Genomic DNA, 20,567 nt, shown 5'->3' on the forward strand with positions numbered 1-20,567 from the left:
GAACGTGATCAGCACTATCCAACCGGCATAGGCGTCCTACGCGCCAACCCGGTGATCGTTTCCGGTCAAAGCACTAGCTAATTTGACCTGGGCGTCAAGCCTGCGCGGCACAGCTTTCACGCGACCGTGCCGGCACTCAGCTCGGTCGAGACACCACAGTCGCGAGCCACGCCGGTCCCGATTTGAAACGCTGGACAGTCGCTCCATGCCGCATCAGAACCCGGGAACGTCGGGGCCCTGACGCGTGTCGACGCGCATGATTAGCCGAGCCTGACGCGACCCTGGCGGCTGTCAGGAGCCGGATTGTGTTAGACCTCGAATAGAGTTGCCTTAATCCACCAGCGGTTGAGGGAGCGAGGCATGCGGGTGGCCACAGACCCGTCAACATTCTTTGAGCACATAATCGCTGGTGCTGGCTCAGCAGGCACAGTGATGGCTGCTCGACTGGCTGAGTGGACTGACCGTCACGTCCTATTGACCGAGGCCGGACCGGAATATCACAGGTATGCCCTCCCGTCGAAGCTCGCGGATGGGCGGACACCGTCATTAGGGTCCCATGAACGGGGGTATATCGCCCAGGGTCCCGGTGAGCATGAATTCTGGCTGCCCCGCGGTAAAATCGTCGGCGGCTGCTCTGTCAAGAACACATGCATCGCGCTTCCGCTGGAACCCGGAGACTTCGACAACTTGCCGTCTGGCCATATGACCTGGTCATGCTGTGCTCAGAAGCTTCGTCGCCATAGAAAGCTATCTCGACTATGTCGGCAGCTACCACGGTGGCCACAGTCCGCTTTCGATTGCTCGAGTGGCAAGCGAGCAGGTGACTCCGCTGTCCCGGGCGTTCCTTGGAGCTTGTCAGCATGCCGGCTTCGGCAGAGTCGACGACCAAAGCTTTCGGCATGGAGCGCCTCCGCGTTGCGGACGCGTCGATCACTTTTTTCCTGTACGGCCAACACCATCTTGACCTGCATCATGATCGGCGAGCATCGGGCCAGATCGCTTTCCGGAATCACACAGAGAGAGAGGTTCGTTGAACAGATTTGAGGTAAAGCATGTTCCAGAAGACTTTCTAGTTCGCGAGTGCGTTGCGGTCCGGCTCGTCCAACAAGAAGCTGCGACACATCAGTTTTGGTTGCTCCGCAAATGTGGTTATACAACGATGGAGGCAGTACGCGGGATTGCTGACGAACTCGGCGTCCCTGAGGGATCGGTGGGCTATTGCGGTCTCAAGGATGAAGACGGTGTCACAGAGCAACTGATATCGATTCCAAGCGCGATCCCGGTTGACGCCGTCAAGCGTTTGGCGGTCCGCGAAAACCGTCGCTGGTATTACGTACAGCCCTACGGATTCGGCAACGCCGCCCTGCGGGTCGGCCAGATGGAGGGAAACAGCTTCAAGATCATACTGCGCAACCTAGAAGGCCGCCGCCTCGACGGCTTTTTTGCGCGCAAGAAAATTAACTTCATGTTCCTGAACTATTTCGACACCCAGCGTTTCGGCGTGCCGGGGGGCCCGCATCATTCACACCTCGTTGGTGCCGCCATGACGAATGGCGACTGGGACGACGCGAGGCAGAAGTTGATCGAGCTTAACTCGCCGGAGAGTCGACTTGCAGTGAATTGGTCTGGTGCCAGTCGAGACTTCTTCTTCCAGCTGGACGATCGAGTAAGATCGTTCTTTCCGGCTGCCTATGCTTCATTCATGTGGAACAACGAGCTCGCCGGGCTTGTCGATGCGACTGCGATGGAGGGAATCCACCGGATGACCGTCGACGGAATTGACTTCACTTATTTGGACAATACCAGCGCGACTGCAGGCATACTTTCGGCAAAGTATGAGTTGCCAATCAAGCGATACACATTCGAAGACCATGCCGTGGCACGCTCCGCGTCCGTGCGTGCGACCGTGGCACAGACGGTTATCGAAGTGGCTGGCCGCGCAGACGACGAGTACTTTCAGGGGCGGAAAAGGGTCGAGCTCAGCTTCTTTCTGCCATCCGGCTCGTACGCGACCGCAGCTATTCGACAACTCGCCCTACAGATCGCATGAAGGATTTGATCAACGGCGCTTCGGCGTTCATTTTCGACCTCGAAGGCGTCGTCTTGGACACCGAGACCATCTGGGACGAAGCACAGAGGATACTACTTTCGCGCCGGGGTCACGATTACAATCGTGCAGCACTCAAGCACCAGCTTACGGGGCTCGGTGCACAGCAGGCCATTGCCGCGCTAGTTGCTCATTACCGGCTTCCTGATGACCCGTCGTCTCTACTGCTTGAGCGCTGGGAGATCATGGCCGAACTTCTGAGTCAAGGAGTAAACTACATTCCGGGGGCCCTGGATTTCGTCCGCCATGCTGCTGTCGTAGTCGACATATGCGCAGCAACATCCATGGACCCCAGCCTGCTCGATATAGCACTATCTGCAACAGACCTGCGGGCGGGTTTCCCTGGACCGATATTCACATCGGCAGATGTGAACGGTGTTGCCAAACCCGCGCCGGACATTTTCTTGTACGCGGCATCCAAGCTGGGCTTCGAGTCGGCTGATTGCCTCGTCATCGAAGACGCGCCGCATGGCATTGCGGCTGCTCGGGCAGCAGGAATTCCCTGTATCGCATTGTGTACCACGCATAAGCGATATCGCCTGAGTGGCGCTGACATGATATTCTCCGATTGGAGTGAAGTGCCGCGGCCATCTGGCTTGGGGCGGGATCAAGGTTGTGTCGAGAACGCCTAAAAGAACTTGTAGGGCCTGCAAGTAATCTCTTCGCCTCGAACAGCCCCCGCCTCAGAGGCCGACGAGCACAGGCGTAACCCTGTGCTCGTCGGCTCCTTATTCAAGCTCGTCGTCCAACGGACATCGCGGAAGCGATCTCAGTGCAGCCAATGCCGATATCGTCCGATATCAAAACTGATGGGGACGGCTTGGGTTCCGCAAATGTGCGTCGGGAAGGCGAAGGCTTGTCCAACCTGATCGCGCAGGTCGTGTAGGGCGTCAAAACCTGCGCATCTGGTTTGAGCTGGGGTTTCTCCAATTGAGCTAAGCGGCTCGGCGGTACTCTTTGATCACTCCTCCCAGTATTTCGTGGCGCTCAATCCGACCTTCCATCGGCACCGCCACATGCTCATCGTGATCAGGTGGTCGCTGCCCACGAGCCTGATGCGGCCGATGCGCGTTGTAGTGATCGAGATATTCGTTCAGGACCGAGTGAAGGTGACGTTCGCCGTAGATCAGCATGCGGTCGGTGCACTCGGCGCGCACCGTTCGGATCCAGCGCTCGGCATGGCAGTTTGCCCTCGGGGTCCGCGGCGGAGTCTTCAGCACCGTGATGCCCACAGCGGCGAACACCTCGTCGAAGAAGGCGGTGAACTTGGCGTCCCGATCGCGGATGAGGAAGCGAAACGACCTTGTCCGCTCGCCGAGGTCGATCAGGAGATCGCGGGCCTGCTGAATAGTCCATGCGCCGGTCGGATGGCTGGTCACGCCAAGGACGTGCACGTGTCGCGTGCGGACCTCCATCACGAACAACACGTACAAGCGCTTCAGAAAGATCGTGTCAATATGGAAGAAGTCGCAGGCTAGGAGCCCTTTGGCCTCTGATCGTAAGAAGACTCGCCAGGAGGTGTCGAGGTCTCGGGGCGCCGGGCGGAAACGGTAGGAGCGCATGACGCGCCGCACGGTCGCCTCGCTGACCTGGAGGCCAAGCCGCACCACCTCGCCGTGCACCCGTCGATGGCCCCACGCCGGGTTCTCCCGCGCCAGGCGGATAATCAGGTCCCGAATCTCTGGAGTCGTTCCTGGACGCCCGGGCCGATGCGGGTAGGTCCAGGCCCGTCGCAATAGGCGACGATGCCATGCCAGCAATGTTGCCGGAGTGACCAGACGATGAGCGTGCAGCACCGCCGGCAACCATCGGGCCAGCGCCGCGAGAACGGCCCGATCGGCCCAGTTCGGCTTCGGCCGTCCGACCTGTCGCCGCAGCACCGCCACCTCGTGACGCAACAGCACTGATCTCTGCGTCCTTCGACGCCTGGCCGCGGCCCAGCAACATCAGCCAGCCGAACACCCGGAGCGTGATTAGGTAGAGCAGGCGAATAGGCACAAGACGTGATCTTTCCTGCGGGTACGAACCCCGTCAAACCACAGGTCAGAGCCGTCGTGGTTGCGTTTTGACGCGGTACTGGTCAGCCACTGTGTCAGCCACTGCTCGAGGGTGCATCCGGCCCCTGCGCCGTCGCGGTCAGCGCTGACCAGCGCCTTGTCGGCGGTCTCGGCTTCCTCGCGGTCGGCGTAACTGCCCTGGCGGATGCGCTGCCGCTGCCGTCCAGGCTGCGTAGCTGCACCGCGAAATGCCAGCTGCCGTGCTTGTCATCCACCGACAGGTGCGAACACCGCGTCCTTCGCTGACGTCCAGTCTCGGGATCGACGCAACCGCATCTCCTGCTGACCTACACATGAGCCATTGCCGTCTGCGCCACCTCCACATCCCACCGTCAACGACGGCAGGAGCAGGCGCGAGAGCTTCTCAAGCTCAGCATTCAGCCTTGTCTTGTCGGATCCGTGTCGTCGCGTTCTTGGATGGCTGCCGCTGGGGAAAAGATATCCTCAGCATTAGGGATACAGGCGCTATCGGTCTCGCGCCCCGAGGCTGGCCTGATCGGCGGCGGTACGGCCGGCCGCCCAGCCCTCCCGATCCCAGGACGTGCGGACCGCGTGCGAGACCAGGTTCGGGAACATGCGCTCGACCGCCTGCTCCACCTCCTGTTCGCGGGCCACCAGCACCGGCACCAGGTCGGTGCCGCGGCTGGCGCTCTCCTGCGAGACCGCACCCGCCGTGGCCTCGGCGAGCCGCTCCCCGATCCTGGCGGCGAACGCCGACAGGAACGACTGGCGGAACGTCTTGTTCCTCGACCGGCCAGTGCCGTGCTTCTTGGTGCCCGAGTTCACCAGCGCGGTCTGCGCCTGCACCAGCAGCGAGGTGAACAGCACCTCCACCCAGGACAGGTCCGCCCAGAACCCCAGCACAGTGGCGAACCCCAGCTCCTTCGACCAGATCACCCGGCACCTGTTGGCCTCGGCAATGAGGTCGAGCAGCACGGCCTTGGGCTGCTCGTACGGCGCGTCGATGCCGACGCGGATGCCCGCCGGGGCCTCACCTCCGCCTGGCTGCGCGTCCAGCATCGCCGCGTCGATGCTGTACTTCGCCATCAAGCTCTGCGCCGCCGACGTGAACGTCTCCGCCTCCGCCTCGTACGTCGTCGACTCCGCCTTGGCAAGCAGCGCCCGCACCCGCGCGAACGTCTTCTCGCTGACCGCGTGCGAGCGTGCCTGGACCGTACGGCGAGCGGCCCCGGGCGGCGGGCTCAACGACTCCAGCCGCGGCAGCCCGGTCAGCAACCCCAGCAGCTCCAGTCCACCCGAGACGGTCACCAGTCGGCTGGCCCCGTCGCGTGCCTGCCGCGCCGCCAGGTAGCCGCCCTTCCACCACACCGTGGCCTCCAGGCCGGCGAGTTGGTCGCGCCAGCGCTCATCCACCGTGGCCGGCGCGTAGGCCCGCATCTCCCAGGCGATGAGGTCGGCCGTCGCCCGCCCGTGCCAGTCGGTCAGCCGCCTGGCCGCGATCCTGGCCACGTCGGCGGGCTGCCAGCCGTTCCGCCACAACCCCGAGATCGCACGGGTCACAACCTCCACCAGCACGCGATCGGCGTCGTCCCGGTCGGCCAAGAAGGCGGCGGCGGAGTCGAAGGCTGCCTCATCCTCGCGGGCAAGGGCCTCCATCGCCGCGCCGATCAGCTCATTAGCCTTACTCACACGTGCCGTCCACCTTAAAGAAAGTCAGCCAGAACCCTACCGCGACGGAGCCTCGTCCCCTGCTCACCGGCGCGGTGGAAGGCGGCGAGGTACTGACCGACCCCGGCTGACCCGCCTACCATGACGATCAGGGCCGAGCATATTGGGCGTCCCATGGCAAGCGACCCGTGCGCGCAGGTGTACCGCTCGAAACCGGCCGTGTGCAGGATCTCCCACACCGTGGAGGCCGCGATCGGGTAGCCCAGGCGAGCCAGCTCGCCCTGGATGCTCCGGTGCCCCCAGGTTGGGTTCTCCCGCGCCATCCCAACAATCAGTGCCTTGACGGGCTGGCGGGTACAGAGCCGTCCCGGGCGTCGCCTGTCGGTGAAGGTCCACTTACGCGCTATGAGATGACGACGCCAACGCAAGATCGTCGCCGGGGTAACCGGGAACACCTCCGCGCACAGGCGGCGGTGGATCAGCCGCGACAACAGCGTGAGCCATAGCCGGTCGGCGTGACCCCACCGTGGCCGGCCACCGAGTTGACCGGCGGAGCACCTGGTTCTCGTGACGGAGCACCAGCAGCTCAACGTCCTTGGACAGATCAGCGCGGATCAGCACCGTCAGCAGGCCGAACAGGCACCTCACCAACCGGTAGACCAGGGGTAACAACACCTTGCGATGGTCGCAGCCGCCGCTCTGATCGCGCAGCGAAACCCCAGTTCAGAGCACGAAACCGTGTTTTCGAGCGGGACAGGATCGGCGGCATTCCCACGCACCTCCACCTCGCCCTGGGCAAACGCCCGAACAACGTCTATCCAGGCGTCAACCGCTACGACCAACATCGAGACCGTGCTGATGGTGCGGTTCTTCCCGGACGGAAGCGCGCCTCGGGTGCCTTGAGTTCCAAGGCGCCAACGCGCACAAAAGTCACATACGGGACAGCAGCTCAGCCTTCCGCCGCGACCTGTTCGATCATGGGACCTTGTACGGCGGCCAGCACGGCGGCGGCGAAGGGCAGGGAGTGATGCGTGGCTCCCCAGCCAATGCCGAACACCACGGAGGCGGGATCGTTGTTGGGATTGGAGAGGGCATGGTGCCCACGGATGCGCAGCCGCAACGACCCGCGAGCGTCCTCCAGCGCATGCCAATCGACGCCCTCGATCTCGGTGATCGGGTAACGCTGGTCACCTGCCGTGTACTTGGCCGGAGAAGCTCCGGACGAGAACCAGGTGAAGGTGACAGCCTGCCCGTCGAAGGCGGCCTCACCGTCCCATGCCTTGAAACTACGCGGCACCGAAGGACCGGCGATCAGGAACCGCTCAGCCGGACCGCGCTCGGACAGGGCCGCGCGCATCTCATCGGCATACTGGTCGGCCAGCGTCTTCGTGGCGGCGGGCAGCACCAGCCGGTACGGATCGAGCGACTCCTGGAGCTGCCCCGTTGCCGCGGACATGACCGGGTCGGCTCCCTCCCGGGGAACCACCCGCAACACAACCCTGCCGCGTGCACCAGGCTCCAGCATGACATCGGCCAGCGCGTCGTACGGCACGAACCGCTCACCGAGCTCCATGCTCAGTTTCGACGCCTTACCCGGCTCAGGCGTAATGCGCAGCCCTCCGTCCTCGAACTCCCACGCGCAACCTCGCCCCTTCAGTACGTCACCCATGCAAGCAAGGATAGGTGCTGGTGCTCAAACACTGGCGGCTGCGCAGACGGGCGGCCATCGCAACGAGCCGGCTGGGCCTGCGCACGTCGCTGGCCGCCGCGTTCGGCGACGGCGACTACGGGTCTGTCCAGTGACCGGCTCTGGCCCACTTTCGGTGGTGACGGACGGTGGTCAGCCGAGCAGGATGCGATGGCGGAGGAGCGCGAAGCCGGCTCGTCCGTACATCTGCCTCTTGATCATTTTTGTTTTGGTGTTGACGCCTTCGGTGCCGCCATTGTGGAGGGTGAGGGCGGCGTTGACGGCGGCTCGGTCGTAGTCCAGCCTGCGGGTGAAGGCGTGCATGTGGGGCAGGTCGACCTGACGTGCTTGGTCGATCCAGGCGGTCAGTAGCTGGTCGTTGCACGGCTTGGGGTCGAGGAGAGCGGCGAAGTCCCGAACGAGTCCCGCGAGCATGGCCATCTCGTGGCAGGCGGCGATGGCGGCATCCAGTCGCTCGGTGTGGTGGCCCGTGAGCTTGCTCGGTTCGGTGAGGAGAAGGCTGGCCAAGCGCTTGGGGAAGATCGCGGGCCGCTGCACCCCACCGTCGCGCACCTCAGCCGCCGAAACCTCAGCCGCACCAGCACCCGCTGCCCGCCAACCGGAAGGTCAGCCAGCTGCCGATCCACATAGCCATGCGCCCGCCCGACTGCCCCGCAGCCGGGACACGCCACCGGCGCGCCCGGAGACGTGACATGCACCACGATCGCCCCGGCCCTCGCCTGAACGCTGCCGATGACCAAGCCGGCCAATTGCGGGAACACCAGCCCCGAAAGATCCTTTACATCACACCGGCGTCACGTTGACACAGCACCCCGAGATAGCCATGTACCGACACGAACTATCACAGTCCGTCACCACCGAAAGTGGGCCAGAACCGATCACTGGACAGACCCGCGGTGCAGCCTGGGTCAGGCGGTGGCGAGGGTGACGGTAAAGCCGAGAGCTTCGAGTTGCCGGACGTGGTTGCGGATCTTCCGGCCGGTGTCGATACGGCTGCTGTGGTAACTGGAGCCGAGGTCCTGGTAGTGGGCAGTCGGGTCGGCCAGCAGGTGCCAGACGATGACCAGGATGGAACGGGCGACGGCGACCAAGGCTTTGAGTTTGCCCGGCGTTTGACGATACGGCGGAAGCGTTCGCCGAGGAAGGTGTCGGTCTTGCTGGCCGCGGCGGCGGCCTCGCCGAGCACGCCCTTGAGGTAGGGGTTGCCCTTCCCGCTTTGCTGGAGCGGTGCTTGGCTCCGGACTGGATGGTGCGTGGGCAGAGTTTGGCCCAGGACACCAGGTCGTCGGCAGTGGGGAAGCGACTCATGTCGAGCCCCACCTCGGCGAGGATGACCTGTGCGATCCGCAAGCCGATGCCCGGGATCTCATCCAGCCGCTCCAGCGCGGGCAACAGGGACTGCCGGACCCGGCAGGAGTCGCAGTCTGGTTCGCCGCAATCGCACCCGCTGGAACCGGAGCCGCCGGTTGGGGGCTGGGCGTCGGGCATGGCAGCGATTAACTCTTCGATCCGGGTGGGTGAGCGTGACGATCTGACGATCCAGGCCATCGATCTGGTCCAGCAGCATCCGGGCCAGCTCGGCGTGGTGGTCATCGAACCGGCCAGTCAGTGCCTCGATCAACTCGGCGTGCTTGGCTTTCATCTTGCCGCGGGCCAGGCCGGCCAGCTTACGCGGGTCGCGTTCTCCGGCGATATGCGCTTCGATCATGCCCCGCGCCGACAGCGTGGTGATGGCCCCTGAGCAGCAACCACTCGTCCAGTGGCGATAGCGAGCCATTGTCAAACCCTCCCCGCTGCCCACACGACCCGCTTAGGAGGGCGGGCCCATGATGGACCCCGGTCGGCGCCGGGGCCCATCATGGCGTTTCTCAGGTGACAGTTCCCGGTTGGGCGGACAGGAGGGTCTGGGTCCAGCCGTCGGGGTCGATGGCGCCCTGGCCGCCGAGGTCGTCGTCTCGGCCGTCGTAGGGGTTGGCGTCGAAGTAGCCGTGGAGGGATCCTTCGGGGCGGTGGCCGTAGTAGACGCCTCCGCCCGGTGAGAGCAGATGATCGAAGACTTGCCAGGTGGTGTCGCGCAACTGGTAGCGCTGCCAGGAGTCGGCGCCGTTGATCTTGTAGGAGATCAGTTGTCCGGCGGCGGTGGTGCCGAGGATCCAGTCCGGCCCGGTCGTCGTGAGTGTCTTCAGGGCGAAGCCGCTGCCGATGAGGGTGTTGCCGGTGATGTCGGCCAGGGTTGGCTTCGTTTTGGTGAGGTTGTAGCGGCGTAGCACGCCGTTGGCGATGCCGTACAGGTGGCTCTTGCCGTCGTAGGCGAGCAGCTCGTGGGTGTAGCCGCTGCCGAGCAATACCGGTGGTTCGAACGTGACAGTGCCTCGGTTGGAGATGATGTCGACCCGATACAGCTTGCCGCCGGAGTCGTCCTGGGTGACCAGCAGGGTGTTGTAGTTGAGCGTGGCCATCGCCTTGGGCTTGAACCCCAGGGTGGCGGTCGAGACCTCGGCGCCACGCGTACGCTTCGCGGTTGCCGCGTCGATCTCGGTGTACGTCAGCTGCCCGTTCGGCAGCACCCCGTACACCGACGCCGGCCCCTTCGGCCCGCTGACATAGGGCCAGATGGCGTTGACGATGAGCTGCGCGTCAGCGGCCTGGGCCTGGTAGCGGTCGGGATAGGCGGACACCTGGACGGCCTGGCACACCTCTCCGATCGGCGCGGTCCGCCAGCTGTTGTTCGGGTAGACCCGGAGCATTTTGTCGAGGAAGGCGTTGGTGGCCCACGTCGGGTTGAGCCGCTGGGACCTGCTGCCCCAGGAGGCGCGCTGCTGGAAAAGCCCCAGGCTGTCGTGGTCGACTTCCTCGCTGATGTTCTGGATGCTGGTCTCCACGATGGTCGTGGTCACCGCGATCACGGCCGCCCGCGGCTCCAGTCCGCGGTCGTGCACGGCTTTGATCACCATGCGGGCGCAGGACACGCGGTATGCGGACATGTAGCCGCGCATCTTGTCGTCGAGGGTGCTGTTGAGCTGGGTGGCCAGGGCCGCGTCGGTCGATGTCGTGCCGCCGGGATCGCACGCGGCGAGTTGGTAGGCGGCGGTGACGTCAGACGCGTCTACCTCCGGCTGCGGATCGAGGGCCGCGGCCGAGGGGGAGGCGATGGCGCACAAGGAGATCACGGCCGTGGCCGCGACGGCAGCGTGTGACAGGAACGCGTAGAGTCGCCCGTTCACGAGCTGGTCACGGTGCCGGGTTGGGCGGACAGGAGGGTCTGGGTCCAGCCGTCGGGGTCGATGGCGCCCTGGCCGCCGAGGTCGTCGTCTCGGCCGTCGTAGGGGTTGGCGTCGAAGTAGCCGTGGAGGGATCCTTCGGGGCGGTGGCCGTAGTAGACGCCTCCGCCCGGTGAGAGCAGATGATCGAAGACTTGCCAGGTGGTGTCGCGCAACTGGTAGCGCTGCCAGGAGTCGGCGCCGTTGATCTTGTAGGAGATCAGTTGTCCGGCGGCGGTGGTGCCGAGGATCCAGTCCGGCCCGGTCGTCGTGAGTGTCTTCAGGGCGAAGCCGCTGCCGATGAGGGTGTTGCCGGTGATGTCGGCCAGGGTTGGCTTCGTTTTGGTGAGGTTGTAGCGGCGTAGCACGCCGTTGGCGATGCCGTACAGGTGGCTCTTGCCGTCGTAGGCGAGCAGCTCGTGGGTGTAGCCGCTGCCGAGCAATACCGGTGGTTCGAACGTGACAGTGCCTCGGTTGGAGATGATGTCGACCCGATACAGCTTGCCGCCGGAGTCGTCCTGGGTGACCAGCAGGGTGTTGTAGTTGAGCGTGGCCATCGCCTTGGGCTTGAACCCCAGGGTGGCGGTCGAGACCTCGGCGCCACGCGTACGCTTCGCGGTTGCCGCGTCGATCTCGGTGTACGTCAGCTGCCCGTTCGGCAGCACCCCGTACACCGACGCAGGCCCCTCAGGGGAACGTGACGGGCAGTTGAAGCTTTCGACGTTGCGCCAGGTCTGGGCGTTCGATTGTCCGTAGGTGACGCCGTTGAAGGTTGGCTTGATCCGCTCGGAGCCGGCGAATCCCCAAGAGGCGTCCCCATTGCCGTCGGCGTCGTAGGCGAGTTCGAAGTGCAGGTGCGGGTGGCCGTTGGACTCCCCTCCGGTCTTGCCGACCTTGCCGATCACCGTTCCCTGCTGCACCCTGTCTCCGGCCGAGACGCCACGGGACTGCAGATGGATGTACGTGGTGAAGTAGCCGCCACCGTGATCGATCTGTACGACGTTGCCGCCGTTCTCGTGGTAAAAGGCCTTGTCCACCCTCCCGGCGGCCGCGGCGACCAAGGTGGCGCCCTCGGTGCCGTGCTGGTCGGGCTCCTTCACCATGTCGAGAGCGGGGGCGTGACCCCAGGTGTCCAGCCGCCACTTCTGTCCGCAGGGGAAGGGGAGCTGGAGGTTCGGTGCGGCTGCGGCTGCGGCTGCGGCTGCGGTGGCGGCGGTCGAGGTCGCGACCGGGCCGCCGGCCACGATCGTGAGCAGTAAGGCACCGCCGGCTAAGCGTCTTTTGAACACGTCGTTCCGTTCCGTTTCATAGGGGGTTCGAAGAAAGGCCCGACACGCGGAGGGATCTCCGTCGTGCCGGGTCGATGCGTACTCGAAAGTAACTTGCGGCGGTATGTACGCGGTATATCCGAACGACCGCGGGCGGTGGCGCGCCGTTCAAGGAGGAATAGACGTCCGCCTCGTCGACGCCGGGGCAGGACGACCTGGTGCGGCTGACGGTCTCGCGGCCGCGGAACCAGCGGGATTCCCGGTACGGCACGCCGAGCGTGATCGAGAAGTCGCACTCGCGGGAGGGGTGGACGACGAGCTCTGGGTCCGCTCCACCCTTGCGACTCTGCAAATGAACGACACCCTGATCGCCGCGTCGTAGCGCGCGGCGGATGTCCTCGGGCCCGCGACCCCGGCCGGCGCGCTTCGGCGTCGCTGCTGAGTTCCTGCTCCTCGTGAACGCGAGCCTCGGGCAGGTCATGGAGCAGTGGCAGCAGAGCCAGGCCGACCGGAACGTCGGGCGCCAGTCATGATCTCTCGCGGCTATCGGCGAGGGCCAGAGAACTGAGCGTTATGTCGGCGTCCTGGCGCCAGCATCAACGGCACCGGCGGGCCGCTGTCCTACGACACCGCCCACCACCGCTGGCAGACCTACTGAGCCACGCCCACGCCACCGAACTCATCAACGTCGGCGTCTCCATCGAGGCCATCCGCCGCCGCCTCGGCCACACCCCCGCCGAGACCGCCCAGCTGTATGCGCTGCTCGATGACAAGATCCCAGACGCCGACATCCGCGCTGCCCGCCGACACCGAGATCAGACAGCCCGTCACACCTGACGTCTACCGCCCGGCAGTCCTGGATCAAGGAGCCACAAGATCAACGCCGTTGTTGGGTCGGACCGGGGCGCCCTGCCGTGATTGCTCACGGTGGGTTTCCCCGGCCCGCCCGCCGCACCCGGCGTGCGCGTCTCCACGCACCGGGCGCTCCACGTGTCGTTGCCGTGGTCAGTCGCTTCAAGCGGCTGCCGGTATCGGGGTCCAGGGGGTTGGAATTTCGTGCCCCCGGTAGCGGTATCGGATCACCTTCACGCTGGCAGCGCCGGTGAACTCGGCTCCGTCCTGGGCGATCTTCCAGGAGCCCGGCCGGCAGAATCTGCGGCGCATTTCCTGTCGGCTGAGCAGCGAGTGTTTGCGAAAGATCCAGTTCGCGACGCGACGCCAGGTGAAGGAGTCGATCGCGTTGAAGACGTCTTTCGCCACCGCATGCCGGAAGTAGTTCGCCCACCCGCGCAGGAGCCTGTTGAGGCTGATGATCAGCTCGGCGAGGCTCATGTGGCGGGTTGACCTGTAGGTCTTCGTCTTCACCTTGTCCTTGATCGACTGGATCGCCTTCTTGGACACCAAGGTGTAGACGTAGTGCTTATCCGTGCCCCGCTTACGCATCCGCCGGATGTGAAAGCTGAGGAAGTCGAAGCCCTCGTCGATGTGGACCACGCGGGTCTTCTCTGGCGACAGCCGCAACCCCAACAGGGCGAGTACGGCTGCCACCTGTTCGCGCAGCACCTCGGCACGGTGGCGCTCGCCCTTCACCATGACGACGAAGTCGTCGGCGAAACGAACGAGTTTCCAATTGCCCAAGCGGTGCTTGGTGCGTCTCTCCCGCTTGTACTTGGTGCCCATCAGGTCCTGCCATTGCTGGTCGAAGTACTCATCCAGCGCCGACAGGGCGATGTTGGCCAGCAGCGGGGAGAGGATCCCGCCTTGCGGAGTGCCAGCCGGTGTCTCTTCTCGATCTCCGGCGGTCGTCATGACCCCGGACTTCAAGAACGCCTTCACCAGCGCGCAGACCCGCTTGTCCTTGATCTTCACCCGCAGGCGGTTCATCAGCGCCGTGTGATCGACCTCGTCGAAGCACGCGGCGATGTCCGCCTCCAGCACCCAGGTGTAATTCGAGGGGGCCGAGGCCAGGTGGTGGATCTCGGCAATCGCATCGTGCGCCCGCCGGTTGGGGCGGAACCCATACGAGCACGGCAGGAAATCCGCTTCGAAGATGGGTTCGAGCACCGCCTTGAGAGCGGCCTGCACCACCCGGTCGGCGACGGTGGGGATCCCCAGCTTGCGCAGCTTGCCGCTCGCTTTGGGGATCATCACCTGCCGCACTTCGACCGGTGTGAAGCCGAATCGGCATCCGGCCATCTCCCAGCGTCGGTATTCACCGCCGCATCTTCGGACATTGCACTCTTCTCCTTGACCGACACGCTGCCGCCCTTCCCCATGTGCCGGGCTCTCCCCGGCGCGGAGTACTACGGCGGCTCCGTCCCACCCGCATCCTTCGGCTGACATCGCACCTATCCCCGGCCGCCGCCCTGGCTGGGCGGCACCCGGGGAATGGACCCGGACGGTTCCCACGTTCACTGCTGTCCGCTCGACGAGTTAGGCACCCGGCTATACCCCTGCGGTCTCGCCACGACTACGCCGTAGCCCTTCATCGTGGCCTCCCACCCCGACGACCCAATGCCGGAGCAAGAGTTCCCCACCCCCGTCACACGCAGGCGGGTACGCACCGCTGACCAGCCCAGATCCACCGGATTTAGAGCTGGCGTCACGTCAAGAGGCGTAACGACACCGGTTCCTCGCGTATACCTTCCCGTCTCGCTCACCGTGCCCGGCCCATCCGGTAGTACTGGGCCGTCACGACTTTGTCGAGGCTGCTCCCGCCCTCCCCGGCGATCCCCGGCTCAGGCTGCCTCCAGCTTCGTCCCGCCGCTACGACGGCAAGGACGACGGGGTCTTTCACCTCCGTACGGACATTCAGCGCCTCGTGGCGCACTGGGGCTCATGACACGTTTCTTGGTCCGCCGTCCGCCGTGAGTTCAGCCAGACTGAAGGACTTTCATCGCGAACATGCGCCAGTTCGGTTGGTGAGGTCTGAAAACGCGGAGGGTTCGTCAGGATCCGGAGGCACAGCCCCAAAAGGGATCACTGCTGGGGCGCCTGGTCGAGTTCGTCGGCGAGCAGGTGCTCGGCGACGGCGGAGTATCTGGTGGCGGTGCTGTGGGAGATCCCGGGACCAACGGCAGGTGGAGCGGAGTAGAACCGAATGGCGCTGACACTCAGACTGGTCCGGCGTGCCACATCCCCGATCGGGTACAACTCGTTGTCGCCTAGGCCGCCACTGTGGAGTCAGGCATCGAGGGCCAGGCCACGCTGGAGGACCTCGGAAGGTACCCGGGGTCCTCCAGCGGCTGTCGGTTGTTCGGTCAGCTGACGGTGGCGGGTTGGGCGGACAGAAGGGTTTGGGTCCAGCCTTCGGTGCCGACGGCGCTCTGGCTGCTGAGGTCGTCGCCTTGGCCGTCGTAGGGATTCTGATCAGCGTAGCGGAGGAGGGAGCCGTCGCTCCGGTGGCCGTAGTACACGCCCCCGCCAGGCGACAGGAGATGGTCGAAGACCTGCCAGGTGGCGTCGCGAAGCTGGTACCTCTTCCAGGAGCCGGGGCCGTTGATCTGGTAAGAGATCAGCTTGCCGTCAGCCGTTGTGGCGAGAATCCAGCCGGGGCCGGTCGCGGTCAGGGTCTTGAGGGTGAAGCCGTCGCCGATGGCGGAGCCGCCGCTGATGTTGTCGATCGTCGGCTTGACCGCATTGACGGTGTAGCGGCGCAGGGTCCCGTCGGCGATGCCGAACAGGTAGCCGTTGCCGTCGTAGGCGAGGAGGTCGTGGGTGTAACCGCTGCCGAGATAGACAGGCCGCTCGAAGATGAGGCTGTCACGATTGGTCTGTATATCGACCCGGTAGAGCCGGCCCTCCGGCCCCTTCTCGGTGACCAGGAGGGTATTGAAGTCCAGCGTCGCCATCGCCTTGGGAGTGAAACCCAGAGTGGTCGTGGACACCAGAGCGCCGCGCGTGCGCTGTCCGGTAGCGGCATCAATGGCGGTGTAGGTCAACTTCCCGTCCGGCATCGCCCCGTAAACTGAGGCGCTCTCCACGGAGGAGGAGGCGGGGTTCTGCGCGTGGGTGAGGGTCTCCCAGCCCAGGAAGTGCGACACCCCGGAGGGCCTTTTCTGCTCGACCCACTGCTTGGCGTACGGCATGTCGTAGCCGAGTCCGTGGTGCAAGGCGTTGTAGCCGACCTCGAAGTGGTCCCCGAGGTCGCGGGTGACCTTTCCCTTGCACAGCCACGACGGGATCGTCCCGCCCAGTTGCAATTTGGCGTGGAAGTCCATCGCGAACCGCAGCCGATGCTTGGCCTTGGCGTACAGGTCGATGCCCTGGATACGGGCGGTCTCCGCGACGTGGGAGATGGCCGCGATGCCCCATCCGGTGTGCCAGAAGTCGCGGCACGTCTCCTGGGTCAGGCCGTCCACAAACGTGGTCTGCCCGTGCCAGTAGTCGATGATCTCGGCCTTGGTGTTGTGCTCGCTGTTAGGCGGCGCCTTGGGCAGCGAGCCGTCCGTCTTCAGGTAGATGTAGGCAGGCAGCCTGCCGCGCCAGGTCGCGACAGCTCGGTCGAACGAGGCGCGGTCGTCCAGGTGCACGGCGATGCCGATGGCGGCATCGGTCATGATCAGTTCCCAGTTGCCGTTGTTGTTCGGCCGCCCGGCGATCAGGGTCGGGAGGTACACGGTGCGCAGTTTGCCGGCGAAGCGGGCGGCCTGGCTCCAGCCGCCGTAGGTGTGCTTGATGAGCTCGGCGGCGCGGGAGAAGTTGGCCCCCGCCCAGCCGGTCTGCAGCGGTGCGTTGCTCCCGGTGTGCTTGGTGATCACAGCTGACCAGGCGTCCATGATCTGGATCGCCTTCTTCGCGTAGCGGTCATCCTTGGTGAGGTACCACTGCAGGGCGTGCGTGTAGGCCGCCATGGCGTCCTCGCGCTCGTCCGAGCAGCCATTGTCCGGAATGGAATTCCCGCCGCAGTTCACGTCCGCGCGGGGCTTGGCCATGTAGGACAGCGAGGCGTAGGAGTGGCGTTGCAGTTTCCTCCAGGCGGCTCGCCACGGCTCCTTGTCCAGGTTGGCTCTGACGAAGTCGAGCTGAGCCCGGCTGACCAGGACCCCTGGATGCTTGAACACAGCAGCCTGCGCGGGTTGCGGCACGGCTAACGCGGCGGCCACGAGCATTGCGGCAGCAACAGGACGAGCGAGACGCACGGGATTCCTTCCCAAAGGGGGCTGGCTGGACAGAGAACGGCGTAGCTGAGGCTTACGGGTGGTCGGAGTCAGACGGCCTTGGAGGTGAAAGGCGTTCGGGGCGGGTTTTCCGGCGGGTGACCGGCGTTCGCGGCCCCTGCCTCCTGGGCCAAGCTCATGAGCGCCTTGCCCATGGCATCCCGGCGCTGGAGCGCGGCGCGCCGGAACGACGCATGGAGCAGGTGCACCACGCCGATCCGCAACCACGGCTTGCTGCCAGAACGGCTCGATGGCCTGGGGCAGCCCCTTCTGGCCATCGCAGACCACCGATCGCCCAGGACGCGACGCGGTGCGCAATCTCACGCATGCTTGTAATTACTTTCTCCCTGTGACGGCGGAAGCGGCAGACCTGCGGAGCGCTAAGGCCGACCGTGCCTACCACAGGAGCGCTGACCCGGTTCGTTTCTCACCTTGCTCGTGCGCCTCTGCGGACGCGGAGCGATGGTAGTTCAGCCTGGTATGTCGGCGGTATGTCGTCGCTTTCGCGCGGCGCGTGGCGTTCGCCGCGCTGCAAACGGCTGCGGCCGCCGCCGCGGCGCAGGTTGTCGATGAACCCAGGTCCTTCCGTGTCAGCGTGAAGAACGGAAGCACCACCAGGAAGAACCGTCGCGGCAAAGATCGTCAACCGCCCCGAGCGCCACCGTAACCGCAGGCCAGCATCGCCGGGGTTCCGCAGTCGGTAGTCACACGTGAGTCCGGATCTGAGTGTTGACCTGGGGGAACGCGTGTAGGGCCGGGGAGGGTCGTGTGTCTACGCCCTCCGCGGCCGGTTGCCGATCGGGTCAGGCGGGTTCGAAGACCGAGACCCGGGCCGGTGGTGTGATGGAAAGCGCCTGGTAGATGGCTCGTTGTGCGGGTCGTAGCGGGGTGGTGTGGACGACCGTTCCGGCCGGGCCGGCGAGGGTGACTTGGGACAGACGGGACAGTTCGCGGTTGGTCCGGGGCCATCTTTGCCCGCATCCGCGTTCGGCGACGCGGGTCAGCAGCAGGGCGAGCCAGCAGATCAGCACATGCGCGCGGATGCGGTGTTCGAGCCGGTGGAAGACCGGGCGGAGCAGCAGCTCGGACTTCATGTCCCGGAATCCTCGCTCGGCCTCCAGCAAGTTCTTGTAGCCCAACGCGGCATCTTCGGTGCTGATGTCGGGATCGCTGGTGGCCAGCAGATACTTGCCGTCCAGGCGCTCTTCGGCCTTGACCTTGGCCCGGTCGATCACCAGGTGTCCGTTCTTCTGCTGGCGGATCTAGCGCGGTTGGGCTTCCAGCTCGGGCGGCCGCGACGCGTACCCATCGCCGCGCCCGGGATCAACCGCGGCGCCGACGAGCCGCCTCAGCTCGTCGGCAGTGATCTCGGCCCGCTCAGGCTCCGATAGCTCAACGGCGCGGTCTTGGTGAAGGTGACCAGCGCCAACCGGTTGAAGCTGTCGTCGGGCACCAGCCGGCGCTGGATCCAGATGGGCGGCCCGCTCGCATCGGGACACAGCTGCCGCCAAACCGTCGTGGCGTAGCTCTCCGCAACGTTGACCAGGGAGGTTCCTTCCTGCTCGGTCTGGGTGACCACCACAACGGGGCGAACCCCGGCGGCCGTCCAACAACTGGAGGCGGAAGGTCGCCGGAGCGTACCCAGGCCGTTCGACGGCGAACATGTGATTGTCGACGGTCCGTACGCGAGCGGCGGCGTGCCGTGCCAGAAGGGCCTCGATGGAACAGATCGTCATAGCGGCTCTCCAAGGCACGGCATCAGCCTCATGCTGATCACCCCTCCGTCACTGGTACTCGCGGTGAGGGCAGCCCACCCGTAGGCGGTCAGCCCTTGACGGTGAGGAGCGGGCGCAGCTCGGCCACCGGGTCCGCCACCCCTCCCGCGTGCAGGCTCGACACCACGGGTCCGATGTCCTTGTACGCCCACGGGGCTTCCTGCTTGAGGTCACGCCGCCAGGCCGCGATCACGTCCGCGCGGCGCGCCACGGTCGGATCGCGGTGGTCCAGCGGCGTGACCACGTGGAAATCCCGCAGGAACGCGTCGAGGTCACGGTCGCCGGCCCGTGCGGTGGCGCCGCGCGGGACGCGCCGTCCGGCGCCGTGGCAGGCGCTGGCCAGCGTGCGGGCGTTGCCGTGGCCCCGCAGCAGGTAGCTGGACGATCCCATCGACCCGGGCACGATCACGGGCTCGCCCCACATCGCGTACGGGCCGCCGGTCATCTGCTCGAGACCACCCGCTGGCGTCGCGCCTTTGCGGTGGATGACGCGGTCCTCCTCCTGCCAGAACAGGTTGTGCGGCGCGTCGTAGATCAGCCGCGCTGTCGTCTGACCGCATTCGGCGGCGAGCCCGGCCCGCATGGTGAGGGCGAGGAAGAACCGGTTGCCTGAGGCGAAGTTGGCGGCGTTGCCGAACGCGTCCAGATAACGGCGCCGGGCGGCGGCCGTACGCTCGTCCAGCAGGAACGGCAGGATCTGGTTGCGGGGCCGCGACAACCCCGGCGGCCAGGTCTGGCGCAGCCGATCCAGCGCTGTGGCGTTGGCCTGGTGCCCCAGCGACAGTGAACCGCTGTGCACCATCAGCACGACCGCGCCCGCTGTCAGGCCCCACGCGTACGCGGCGGCGGGGTCGTGGATCCGTGCCACGTACTGCAGCTCGGCGAAGTGGTTGCCGCCGCCGATGCTGCCGATGAGGCTGTCGTGGCTGGCGGCCGCGGTGCCGCCCGCGCTGGTGATCCAGTCGGCGAACGCCTCGGCGGTGCCGGTCGGGTGCGCCGGAGCGTGCATGCGGTCCAGGCAGTCCTCGGTGTCGGTCGGCTGGTGGCCCTGCCAGGGGGCGTCGCCGGTGAGCAAGAGCCCCGGGAGCCCGTCGCGCAGGAGGGCCTCCCGCTGGGCGGGTGTGAGGGCGATGCGGCGGCCGCCCTCGAAGAACAAGTGCCGCAGCCGCCGTTCCAGGGCGTCCAGGCGCGGCCGTACCTGCTCCAGGGTGAGCGAGGTGACCTCCAGCCGCATACCGCAGTTGACGTCGTTGCCGACCGCCTGCGGGAGTAGCGCGCCCTCGGTCTCGATGACCGTGCCGATCGGGATGCCCGCGCCCTTGTGGAAGTCGGGTGTGAGGACGAGGCGGGTCAGGCGGGGCGGCGGGCCGTCGTGGCCGGGTACGGCCTCGGCGAGGCGGGCGAGGGTATCGGCGGTCTCCAGGACGGACAGCACTTCGTCGACGGCCGCCGGTTCGAGGGGGACGCGCTCGTCAGCGCAGATGTCGACGGGGACGTTCCAGGAGTTCGGGAGAGTGAGCCACTGCTCGTCACGGCGGACGAGACGGCGATCCTGACGGATACGCATGATGGTGAAGTCCTTCGGGCTGCTGAAATGAATGGCA

Annotated in this window: 16 protein-coding genes and 4 pseudogenes; 3 read left to right on the top strand and 17 right to left on the bottom strand. The window is 65.6% G+C overall.

What is annotated here, in order from left to right; translation table 11 throughout:
- Positions 1 to 1,030: 1,030 nt before the first annotated feature.
- Both truD and ACTMTI_RS50570 read left to right on the top strand, forming a co-directional pair.
- Positions 1,031 to 2,050, top strand: coding sequence for a tRNA pseudouridine(13) synthase TruD (truD, locus tag ACTMTI_RS50565; RefSeq protein WP_441128066.1), 1,020 nt, complete (start codon positions 1,031 to 1,033; stop codon positions 2,048 to 2,050).
- Positions 2,047 to 2,739 carry an HAD family hydrolase gene (locus ACTMTI_RS50570; protein WP_441128067.1) on the top strand — a complete coding sequence of 231 codons (693 nt, stop codon included), beginning with the start codon at positions 2,047 to 2,049 and terminating at the stop codon, positions 2,737 to 2,739. The genes truD and ACTMTI_RS50570 overlap by 4 nt, the downstream gene beginning before the upstream one ends.
- Positions 2,740 to 3,042: 303 nt before the next feature.
- On the opposite strand, the gene ACTMTI_RS50575 is transcribed toward ACTMTI_RS50570, so the two are convergent.
- The 7 genes and pseudogenes from ACTMTI_RS50575 to ACTMTI_RS50605 all read right to left on the bottom strand — a co-directional run.
- A complete protein-coding gene (locus ACTMTI_RS50575) occupies positions 3,043 to 4,011 on the bottom strand; it encodes an integrase core domain-containing protein (RefSeq protein ID WP_441128068.1) in 969 nt (322 codons plus the stop codon).
- 618 nt (positions 4,012 to 4,629) lie between these two features.
- Positions 4,630 to 5,814, bottom strand: coding sequence for a DUF2786 domain-containing protein (locus tag ACTMTI_RS50580; protein ID WP_441128069.1), 1,185 nt, complete (start codon positions 5,812 to 5,814; stop codon positions 4,630 to 4,632).
- Between the two features lie 928 nt (positions 5,815 to 6,742).
- Positions 6,743 to 7,462 carry a DUF4429 domain-containing protein gene (locus ACTMTI_RS50585; protein ID WP_397126573.1) on the bottom strand — a complete coding sequence of 240 codons (720 nt, stop codon included), beginning with the start codon at positions 7,460 to 7,462 and terminating at the stop codon, positions 6,743 to 6,745.
- A gap of 171 nt (positions 7,463 to 7,633) precedes the next feature.
- Positions 7,634 to 8,032, bottom strand: a pseudogene (locus ACTMTI_RS50590) (transposase); the annotation flags it as partial.
- Between the two features lie 74 nt (positions 8,033 to 8,106).
- Positions 8,107 to 8,262: pseudogene (locus ACTMTI_RS50595) on the bottom strand (hypothetical protein); the annotation flags it as partial.
- A 147-nt stretch (positions 8,263 to 8,409) separates the two neighbouring features.
- Positions 8,410 to 8,592 (bottom strand): hypothetical protein, encoded by a 183-nt coding sequence (locus ACTMTI_RS50600; RefSeq protein WP_441128116.1) that lies wholly within the window; start codon positions 8,590 to 8,592, stop codon positions 8,410 to 8,412.
- A gap of 175 nt (positions 8,593 to 8,767) precedes the next feature.
- Positions 8,768 to 8,821 (bottom strand): annotated as a pseudogene (locus ACTMTI_RS50605) (hypothetical protein); the annotation flags it as partial.
- Between ACTMTI_RS50605 and ACTMTI_RS50610 the strand changes: the two are divergent.
- Positions 8,808 to 9,242, top strand: a complete 435-nt coding sequence (locus tag ACTMTI_RS50610) for a hypothetical protein (RefSeq protein WP_441128117.1) — start codon at positions 8,808 to 8,810, stop codon at positions 9,240 to 9,242. The pseudogene ACTMTI_RS50605 and the gene ACTMTI_RS50610 sit on opposite strands and share 14 nt — an antisense overlap.
- 127 nt (positions 9,243 to 9,369) lie before the next feature.
- On the opposite strand, the gene ACTMTI_RS50615 is transcribed toward ACTMTI_RS50610, so the two are convergent.
- The 10 genes and pseudogenes from ACTMTI_RS50615 to ACTMTI_RS50660 all read right to left on the bottom strand — a co-directional run bounded on the left by ACTMTI_RS50615 (position 9,370) and on the right by ACTMTI_RS50660 (position 20,530).
- The gene (locus tag ACTMTI_RS50615) at positions 9,370 to 10,725 is read right to left on the bottom strand and encodes a hypothetical protein (protein ID WP_441128070.1); all 1,356 of its coding nucleotides are present in this window, start codon (positions 10,723 to 10,725) and stop codon (positions 9,370 to 9,372) included.
- Positions 10,722 to 12,050, bottom strand: a complete 1,329-nt coding sequence (locus tag ACTMTI_RS50620) for a M23 family metallopeptidase (RefSeq protein ID WP_441128071.1) — start codon at positions 12,048 to 12,050, stop codon at positions 10,722 to 10,724. The genes ACTMTI_RS50615 and ACTMTI_RS50620 overlap by 4 nt, the downstream gene beginning before the upstream one ends.
- Positions 12,051 to 12,680: 630 nt before the next feature.
- Entirely contained in the window at positions 12,681 to 12,860 is a 180-nt protein-coding gene (locus tag ACTMTI_RS50625) for a hypothetical protein (protein WP_441128072.1), read from the bottom strand.
- A gap of 183 nt (positions 12,861 to 13,043) precedes the next feature.
- A complete protein-coding gene (ltrA, locus tag ACTMTI_RS50630) occupies positions 13,044 to 14,372 on the bottom strand; it encodes a group II intron reverse transcriptase/maturase (RefSeq protein WP_441128073.1) in 1,329 nt (442 codons plus the stop codon).
- 636 nt (positions 14,373 to 15,008) lie between these two features.
- Positions 15,009 to 15,164, bottom strand: a complete 156-nt coding sequence (locus ACTMTI_RS50635) for a hypothetical protein (RefSeq protein ID WP_441128074.1) — start codon at positions 15,162 to 15,164, stop codon at positions 15,009 to 15,011.
- Positions 15,165 to 15,289: 125 nt separating this feature from the next.
- On the bottom strand, positions 15,290 to 17,170 hold the full coding sequence (locus ACTMTI_RS50640; RefSeq protein WP_441128075.1) for an alginate lyase family protein: 1,881 nt from the start codon (positions 17,168 to 17,170) through the stop codon (positions 15,290 to 15,292).
- Between the two features lie 68 nt (positions 17,171 to 17,238).
- Entirely contained in the window at positions 17,239 to 17,412 is a 174-nt protein-coding gene (locus ACTMTI_RS50645) for a hypothetical protein (RefSeq protein WP_441128076.1), read from the bottom strand.
- A 579-nt stretch (positions 17,413 to 17,991) separates the two neighbouring features.
- A pseudogene (locus ACTMTI_RS50650) lies at positions 17,992 to 18,450 on the bottom strand (IS1634 family transposase); the annotation flags it as partial.
- 86 nt (positions 18,451 to 18,536) lie between these two features.
- The gene (locus ACTMTI_RS50655) at positions 18,537 to 18,767 is read right to left on the bottom strand and encodes a hypothetical protein (RefSeq protein WP_441128077.1); all 231 of its coding nucleotides are present in this window, start codon (positions 18,765 to 18,767) and stop codon (positions 18,537 to 18,539) included.
- 245 nt (positions 18,768 to 19,012) lie between these two features.
- Positions 19,013 to 20,530 (bottom strand): RtcB family protein, encoded by a 1,518-nt coding sequence (locus tag ACTMTI_RS50660; RefSeq protein WP_441128078.1) that lies wholly within the window; start codon positions 20,528 to 20,530, stop codon positions 19,013 to 19,015.
- Positions 20,531 to 20,567 lie beyond the last annotated feature (37 nt).

It is taken from the genome of Nonomuraea sp. H19 (genome assembly GCF_052068215.1).
Taxonomy (GTDB): domain Bacteria; phylum Actinomycetota; class Actinomycetes; order Streptosporangiales; family Streptosporangiaceae; genus Nonomuraea.

Excerpts from the sequence above, each read along its gene's own strand:
- ACTMTI_RS50570 (WP_441128067.1), top strand. The coding sequence starts at position 2,047 with ATGAAGGATTTGATCAACGGCGCTTCGGCGTTCATTTTCGACCTCGAA.
- ACTMTI_RS50585 (WP_397126573.1), bottom strand. The coding sequence starts at position 7,462 with ATGGGTGACGTACTGAAGGGGCGAGGTTGCGCGTGGGAGTTCGAGGAC.
- ACTMTI_RS50610 (WP_441128117.1), top strand. The coding sequence starts at position 8,808 with ATGTCGAGCCCCACCTCGGCGAGGATGACCTGTGCGATCCGCAAGCCG.
- ltrA (WP_441128073.1), bottom strand. The coding sequence starts at position 14,372 with ATGTCAGCCGAAGGATGCGGGTGGGACGGAGCCGCCGTAGTACTCCGC.
- ACTMTI_RS50660 (WP_441128078.1), bottom strand. The coding sequence starts at position 20,530 with ATGCGTATCCGTCAGGATCGCCGTCTCGTCCGCCGTGACGAGCAGTGG.